The 9232-nt window shown below is 60.1% G+C and carries 2 protein-coding genes; both read left to right on the top strand.

What is annotated here, in order from left to right:
• Positions 1 to 185 precede the first annotated feature (185 nt).
• Positions 186 to 8279: a calcium-binding protein gene (locus tag AB1555_19810; GenBank protein MEW6248926.1), complete on the top strand. Its 8094-nt coding sequence runs from the start codon at positions 186 to 188 to the stop codon at positions 8277 to 8279.
• Positions 8280 to 8507: 228 nt separating this feature from the next.
• On the top strand, positions 8508 to 9232 hold a 725-nt coding region (locus AB1555_19805; GenBank protein ID MEW6248925.1), incomplete at its 3' end, for an HlyD family type I secretion periplasmic adaptor subunit.

Below are 9232 nucleotides of genomic sequence, written 5' to 3'. Positions count from 1 at the left end.
AAGGCGGCACGGATTATCTCGAAGGCGGCGCGGGCAACGATATTCTGGCGGGCGGTGCTGGGGACAATGACCTGCTGGTCGGTGGCGCTGGCTTCGACACGTACATCTATAACTCGGGCGATGGCACGGATACGGTTGAAGACAGTGACAACCGTGGCACGTTGCAAGTGAATGGGCAACTGGCCGTGGGTGGCATCCACCGGGCAGGCGATCCTGACAATACGTTTCGCAGCACCGATGGGCAGCTCACCTTCACGCAGAGCGGCAATAACCTCACGATCAACGGCCAACTCACCGTGGCGAATTGGAAGGCGGGAGAGTTGGGGATTATCCTGCGCGATCTCTCCGCGTACCCTACGAGCACTCCGCCCACTGTCACGTATGGCCAACCGACGATCCGTTACGACGGCGATGAGACCGACAACATCCCGAGTTTGACCGCGAATGCGAATCACGAGGCTTATGGTTACGGCGGCAACGATATTCTGAATCTCGAAGGCCCGAATGCCGCCTTGAGCCATTTAATTGACGGGGGGGCCGGCCATGACGAGTTGCACGGGGGCAGTGGGAATGACCGGCTCTTCGGAGGGCTGGGCCGGGATCTGATGTTGGCGATCGAGGGGGACGATCTGTTAGACGGTGGTGACGACATTGATTTGATGAAAGGTGGACCTGGTCAAGACACGCTCTACGGTAGGGCTGGAGATGACGGGGCGGATGGAGGTTCGGGGAACGATTGGCTGTTTGGGGGAGACGGGAACGATGTGCTGAGCGGTGAAACCATCGAGCTGGGTGCTACGACGATCGGCAATGACTACCTCGATGGCGGAGCGGGCGCCGATTGGTTAGTGGGGCTGCTCGGCGACGACGTCTTGGTAGGCGGCACCGACAACGACCGTCTCTATGGCGACCAGTCGCCGGCAGAGGTCCCTAACATGCGGATGACTTACCCAGGTGTCGTGACGTTCATTCCTGGTGTTGCGTTTAACAGTGCGACAGGCGGCACCGACTATCTCGACGGCGGGGCAGGCGACGACTATCTCCAGGGCGATGCCGGGGATGACGTGCTTCTGGGTGGTGCGGAAAACGATACCCTGTACGGCGACGATCAGACGCTCGCCGGCGTCGATGCAGGAGCGGATTTGCTCGATGGCGGGACAGGGGACGACACTCTCTATGGCGGCGGTGGAGGAGATACCCTGCTCGGGGGTGCCGGTAGCGACACGCTGTTTGGAGATTTTACTAACGATCCGGTTGGAGGTGACGATTGGCTAGATGGTGGGATCGGCAACGACACAATGGTTGGGGCTCGGGGCGACGACGTGCTTTTTGGCGGTGCGGATCAGGATTTGCTATTCGGCGATGAGGGTCAAGATGTGCTCGACGGCGGCGCGGGCATGGATGAACTCCAAGGTGGGGCCGGCAACGATATCCTACGTGGTGGCACTGAGAACGATCTTCTCTTCGGCGATGACGGCAACGACCAGTTATTCGGGGATGATGGGAATGACCACTTAGAGGGCGATGCCGGTGACGATATCCTCTTCGGAGGTATCGGCGCCGACACGCTGGTCGGTGGCGCGGGTGCCGATACGTATGTCCTAAGCCTCGGCGACGACGCAGATACCATTGACGACACGGCGGGAGAGAGCAATCGGCTGGTTTTCGGCTCAGGCATCACGGCCGACATGCTGGCGTTTGGAACTGGATCGCTGCGGATCGTGGTCACAGAGACGGGTGATGAAGTCCGTATTCTGAATTTCGATCCAACTAATCCCACGGCTATCAATCCCATCAGCACGTTTGAATTCCAGGATGGGACCATCTTGACCGCAAGCGATGTGGCGGCGCAAGGCCTGGACTTGATCGGCACAGCCGGGAACGACATTCTTTCTGGAGGGGAGTTCTACCGGCGTGCCTTCGGCTTGACAGGGAATGACCAGATGACCGGCGGGTCTGGCAACAATGTCCTCGACGGCGGCTCCGGCAACGATACCCTGTCTGGCCTGGAAGGCGCGGACACCTTGCTGGGCAAAGATGGAGCCGATCAGCTTTTCGGTGGAGCCGGCGATGATGCCCTTGACGGGGGCCTCAATGAGGACGTGCTGTTCGGCGATGACGGCAACGACCAGTTGGAGGGCGGAAACGGGGATGACCAGCTCTATGGCGGAGATTCATCAGATGCTCAAGTAGATGGCGATGACACGTTGAGTGGTGGCGAGGGCAATGATTCGCTCTTCGGAGCCGCCGGGAATGATCAGCTTCATGGCGGCACCGGCACCGACATGCTGTATGGCGGCGCCGGGCAAGATACCTATTCCCTGAACGTGGGCAACGGCATTGATACCGTCATCGATACGGCTACGGTCGACGAAGGCAACGTGGTCGTCTTTGGAGCCGGTATTCTGTCCAGTTCCGTCATTCCGACGATCGACAACGGCTCTCCGCAGTTCCGTATTGCCAACACCGACGATGGGATCGGTCTCGGCAATTTCGACTTCAATGACGCGTACGGTCCCCACAGCGTTGAGATGTTCCGTTTTGCTGATGGCTCAGTCCTCACCTATGCCCAGTTGATCGACCGCGGATTTGATGTCCTCGGAACCGACGGAAGTGATTTTCTCTTCGGTACCGACGTGACCGACCGGCTGACGGGTGGCTTGGGCGATGATGCGCTGCTCGGCGGGGCTGGTGATGACACGTACTTCCTTAACCTCGGTGATGGGGTCGACAGCATTCTAGATAGCGCGATGACAGGTGAAGGCAATCAGGTGGTCTTTGGAGTGGGGATCACTCCTGCCGACTTGAGTCTCGGGTTGGCGCCTTCCTCCATCGGTGAAACGCCGGACGCGCTCCTGATCCGGGTTGGTTCCCAGGGCGTGGAACTGCACCTTGAAAACTTCGATCGGAATGACGCGTACGGCCAGCGTGCGATTGAGACATTCCGTTTTACCGAGGGCACGGTGTTGACCTATAGCCAGTTGATCGATCGCGGCCTTGATCTGACGGGCACCAGCGGCGGCGACACGATTCTCGGCACGAACGTGATCGACCGGGTGACCGGGTTAGGCGGACAGGACTTTATCGCGACGGGAGCCGGCGACGATGTGCTGGATGGAGGCGCTGACAATGATCGACTGTTGGGCGGCAGCGGGAATGACACCTATATCTTTGACGTGGGAGCCGGGCAGGATACGATTCTGGACAGCGCGGGAGACCTGGACCGTATCCAAATGACTGCGGACGTGACGCCGAACAATGTGACTGTGTCCAGGAGCGGTCGGGATCTCGTCTTAAGTCTTACCGGGACAGGCGATCGTTTGATTATCCCGTTCTTCTTTCCTGCTTCGCCTTTGACCATCGAACAAGTCGAATTTGCCGATGGCACGACCTGGGATGCAGCCACCCTGCGCGCGATGACGCAGAACCTGATTGCCGGGACGATCGGCGATGATGTGCTCAGCGGGACACCGGAGGATGACATCTTCGCTGGGCTGGCTGGTGACGATACGATCAGCGGAGGGGCCGGCGACGATGTGTTGGATGGAGGCGCTGGCGCCGACACACTGATCGGTGGCCAGGGACAGGACACCTATCTCGTGGACGACGCCGGAGATATCGTGAACGAACAGCCCGGCGAGGGGTTGGATACGGTGCAGAGTTCCGTCAGCAACACCCTCAGTGCGAATGTGGAGGATTTGACCCTCACCGGCACAGCCAATATTGACGGCACGGGCAACGCGTTGGCCAACGTGCTGTCGGGCAATAGCGGGGCGAACGTGCTGACCGGCGGCGCGGGGAACGATACGTATGTTGTCGGTCCCGGTGACACCGTCGTGGAACTGGCGGGCGAAGGCATAGATACTGTGCTGAGTGCTGACACCTATGCCCTGAGCGCGAATGTGGAAAACCTGACGCTTACAGGCGCTGCCTCCGTTGACGGCACCGGCAACACCTTGGACAACGTGCTCCGAGGCAACGGCGGCGCAAACCGACTCATCGGCGGCGCAGGGAACGATACCTATGTGGTTGACATTGGGGATACCGTGGTGGAGCAAGCCGGTGAAGGGATCGATATCGTGCAGACGGCCCGATCCTACCGGTTGAGTGCCCATGTGGAGAATCTTACTCTGCTCGATTCGGAGGCCACGCTGGTCGAGGGACAGCGATTTCCTCCATTCATGGAAGGGTATGGCAATGCGTTGGACAATGTCCTCATTGGCAATCGCGGCGACAACCTGCTGGATGGTGGAGAGGGAGCTGATGTGTTGTCCGGTGGGGCCGGAATTGACTGGCTTGTTGGCGGAACAGGGGTGGATACGTACCTGTTTGGTACCGGATCAGGCAAGGATACCATCATAGATGCTCATGCAGGCGAGGTGGACATCATTCAACTGGCCGCCAACGTGACGCCGAATGACCTCGTTGTGACCAGTTTCACGAATTCCTCGAATTTACTCTTGCGGATCAACGGGACCTCCGACGAACTGGTTCTCGAGTCCTATTTCCTCGGTCCTGAGTATCAAGGGAAAGAGGTTCGGTTTGCCGACGGCACCGTCTGGGATCCGGCGACCCTGTTAGCAAAGTGGGACGGTGGCCGACCTGCGGGCGGAACCACGTATTGGGGAACGTCCGGAAACGATACGCTGGTTGGGGGAGGCGGGAATGACACCTTGTTCGGCTTTGGAGGGAATGACCAGCTGTTTGGCGGAGTCGGTGACGACTCGCTCTTTGAATTGACCGGGGACAACTTCCTCGACGGCGGACCGGGCAATGATTTGTTGCTCGGGGGAAGCGGCCGGGATACCTACTTTTTCGGGCGTGGATCGGGGCTCGACACGACGGACTTTCATTCCAGCGGTACGGATGTGGACACGGTTCAATTGGCCTCTGATATCAGCCCGAACGAGGTCGTTGTGACGAGAAGCGGCAGTGGACTGGTTCTCCATCTAGCCGGCACTGCTGATCGGTTGTTCTTGAACATGAGCTCGTTCTCACCGTTCGACTCGCAGGGGGAGATTGTGTTTGCCGATGGGACACGCTGGAGTGTGGCCGCACTCGTCAATAGCCTGCAAAGCGCACCCATCACCGGGACAAACCTTGGGGATGTGCTGTACTCGGCCGTGCCTGACGATACCCTCATCGGTGGATTGGGAGATGATATCTACCATGTGCAGCATTCCAATGTCATGATCGCCGAGGCTGCAGGGGAAGGTAGGGATACGGTGGTGGTTGAAGACTCAGGTGATTACTCCTTGCCGGACCATGTGGAAAATCTCACGCTCATCACTCCGCTTGTGGGCACCGGCAACGCCCTCGACAATGTGTTGACAGGCAACGAAGGAAACAACCAGCTTGATGGCGCCGATGGCAATGACCTTCTCATTGGCGGATTCCTACGCGAACTTGAGGTGGGCTTCCAACAGGGAGGAAGCGATGTGCTCATCGGCGGTCTTGGAGACGACATCCTCGTGCCGATCGGTGGAACGATAGAGTTTTCTGGTGGGGTCAGGCCGGTTGGCGACGATCCGATGTTACCCGATGACATACTGATTGGAGGGCCAGGAAACGACACCTATGTGCTGTATCACGCGGACGAAGTCGTGGTGGAGTTGGCAGATGAAGGAACAGACACGGTGCGGACGTCGGTCACCTATGTCTTACCTTCTCATGTTGAGAATCTTATCTTGGTGACCGCAGGGGTCGAGGCTTCCCCGAATGGCACCGGCAATGAACTGGACAACCTGCTGGTCGGGAATACAAGTGCCAATGTGCTCTCCGGAGGCGCCGGGGACGATACGTTGGTGGGGGGGACACCGTTTGGGGGATCAACCAATGAGGCGTTCACCGATGCAGAACTGGATGATCAGGTCGAAGACGTCCTTATTGGTGGCACCGGCGATGATACGTATCTGCTCTTCGGCACCTCCTGGCAGAATAATCTCCCGGACATAGTGGTGGAGTCGCCCGATGAAGGCGTAGACACCGTTATGAGCCGAAACAGTTACGCCCTAGGCGCAAATGTGGAGAACCTGACATTGCTCGGCGATGCTCCGATCAACGGAACAGGAAATGCTTTGGATAACGTGCTCATCGGTAATCTGGCGTCCAATACGCTCACAGGCAGTGGTGGGAACGATATCCTGCGCGGAGGCGCTGGCGATGATACCTATGTCTTCAATCTGGGGGACCGCGTGGATACGATCGAGGACACGGTCGCTCCGGGAGCCGGGAACCGGATCCAATTTGGGGCGGGCATTAGTCAGAACGACCTAACCTTGATCCAGGGGCAGAACACACTCACCATTCAGGTGGGTACGGGTGGCGAGGCGATTCAGCTGACGAACTTCGATCCCACAGGCGCCACTGGTTCGCTGGTGGTGGAGACATTGGTGTTTGCTGATAACAGCGAAGTGAGCCTGGCCAGCCTGCTCATCCCCACGATCACCGGGACGGAGGGTGAGGATGTCCTTTACGGCACGAACAGCGCCGAGATCATCGACGCCCTGGGTGGGAATGATTATGCCGAGGGCCGGGGCGGCAACGATCAGGTGCTCGGCGGGGACGGCCACGATCAGTTGTTCGGCAATTCGGGTGATGATGAGCTGGTGGGTGGGGCCGGCAACGATCGCCTCTATGGCGAGTATGCCTACGACATCGGGGACACGCCGGGCCATGATGTGCTGGACGGGGGCGAGGGCGATGACAGTCTCACCGGCAATGGCGGTCATGACGTGCTGCTGGGCGGCGCGGGGAACGACGGCCTAGGTGGTGATGACGGCGATGACCTTGTGGAGGGTGGTCCGGGAAACGACATCCTCACAGGCGGTGCGGGCGCGGATACGCTGCGAGGCGGCGACGGCGATGACTGGCTGATCGTCGATGGCGAGGATATCGAAGTCGATGGCGGAGCCGGCTACGACACGGTCTCCGTCCAAGGCAGCATCGGGGCGACGCTCGATCTGGCGACGGTGGAGCAAGTTTTCGGCGGGGCAGGCGATGACCTCTTCACGAACAGCGCCCCGGACCGGCTGGTGAATCTCTCTGTGGAGGGTGGGGGCGGTCACGACACGGTGACCGGCGGCGCGGGCCATGATCAGCTCTTTGGTCGGGCGGGCCACGACACCCTGATCGGCGGCGCGGGCAACGATACATTGGGTGGAGAGTATGCGTACGACGTCGGAGATGGAGCAGGGAACGATGTGCTGGATGGCGGGGAGGGGAATGACATCTTGAGTGGCGGGAGCGGGGATGACGTGCTGATGGGCGAGGCGGGTGATGATGCCTTGTATGGAGACTATGCGGGCGGTCCCGGGACGGGGAATGACCGCCTCGATGGCGGCGACGGGAATGACACCCTGTACGGCAATGCCGGGGCCGATAGGTTGCTGGGCGGTGACGGGGACGACACGCTCGTGATGGACGCGGAGGATGTGCAGGTCGATGGCGGAACAGGGTATGACCGGCTAGTAGTGCAAGGGGGCGGGGGTGTGACGGCGGACCTCGCGACCTTCGAAGAGGTCTATGGCGGAGCTGGTAACGACGTCTTTACACACAGTGCGCCAGGCAACACGGTGGCGCTGTATGTGGAGAGCGGTGTCGGGGACGACCAAGTCACCGGGGCTGCCGGCAACGACTTCATCTACGGTCGGGCGGGGAACGACACGCTGGTGGGCGGCGCCGGCCATGATCGGCTGTACGGCGAATATGCGTATGATGTGGGGGATGGCGCGGGCAATGATAGGCTCGACGGCGGAGTGGGCGATGACTACCTGCAGGGCGATGCAGGCGATGACACGTTGCTAGGCGGCGACGGGAATGATGGCCTAGTGGGCGGCGCCGGCGCCGACGTGCTCACAGGCGGTGCGGGCAACGACACGCTGGTGGGCGGAGCGGGGAGTGACCACTATCTGTTCGATCCAGGGTTTGGTCAGGATCTCCTGAACGATGCGGATGCGACCCAGGGGAACACGGATACCGTGTTGTTCGGGACCGGCAGCAATCCGCTGGATTTGATCTTGCGTCAAAATGGGAACGATCTGGAGATTGCGCGGTACAATTCGACCGACCAACTGACGATCCAGAACTGGTACACCGGTTCGTCCTACCAGATCGAGACCATCCAGGCCGGCAACGGCCAGCAGTTGCTGAACACGCAAGTGGAGCAACTCCTTCAGGCCATGGCCGGTTTCAGCGCGCAGACGGGCCTCACGTGGGAGCAAGCCATCGCGCAGCGCCCGGAAGATGTGCAGGCCATCCTGGCCGCCAACTGGCAGTAGCGTCGATGTCATCATGCCGCGGGTGGCGTTCCTCCTGCTGGCTTGGGGGAGCGCCATGCCAGTCTCTGCCTGCGACGAAGCACGATCTCGTTCTGAAGGGACAACCCTCCACCTCCTGCGCCTGAACCGGGCCGGGGTCTCCGCCTGGCCCACCCTCAACTTCAACTGCCACTGGGAAGAAGAAAGGGTTCCGGGAAGAAGAAAGGGTTCCGGGAGTCTTTTTGTGTCTTGGAAGCCACCGTCCCGATCGAAGCCGAGCGCGCCGCGGCCTATAAGCAACTACTCGAGCACCAGTTTGTGTCCAAGATGGACTATCTGCAAGTCGAGGAGCAGCGCATCGACAAGGCCCAGGAGCTCGCGTGGCAACGAAAGAAGCTCGTCCAGGATCGCGCGGCTTTTGCCGAGGCGGAGCAGAGCTACCGGGCGTTCGTCTCCGAATTTCAACAGACCAAGCAGGCTGAACTGTCTGCGACCGAAACGAAAGCGCGGTCGCTCGCCCAGGAAGTGGTCAAGGCGGAGCAGCGCACGGACTGGCAACGCCTCGTCTCCCCGATCGACGGCGTGGTGCAACAGCTCGCGGTCCATACACTGGGCGGCGTTGTCACGCCGGCGCAACCGTTGATGGTGATCGTCCCGCTGGACCATCCGGTCGAAGTCGAAGCGCAGGTCGAAAACAAGGACGTCGGATTCGTCAAAGAAGGTCAGCCGGTCGAGATCAAAGTCGAAACCTTCCCGTTCACCCTCTACGGCACGATTCCGGGCAAAGTGCTCAGTGTGTCCGATGATGCGGCACAGGTCGAGAAAGTTGGCCTGGTGTATCCGGCACGCGTCAGCCTGGATCGCGCGACGATCCAGGTCGATGGCAGGCAGGTGAATCTCTCACCCGGCATGGCCGTCACCGTGGAGATCAAGACCGGGCGGCGACGAGTCATTGAGTATCTGCTGAGTCCGCT

Source organism: Nitrospirota bacterium, assembly GCA_040755395.1.
Classification (GTDB): domain Bacteria; phylum Nitrospirota; class Nitrospiria; order Nitrospirales; family Nitrospiraceae; genus DATLZU01.
The sequence above is the reverse complement of the archived record's forward strand: the minus strand, read 5'-3'. Positions and strand labels throughout refer to the sequence as shown.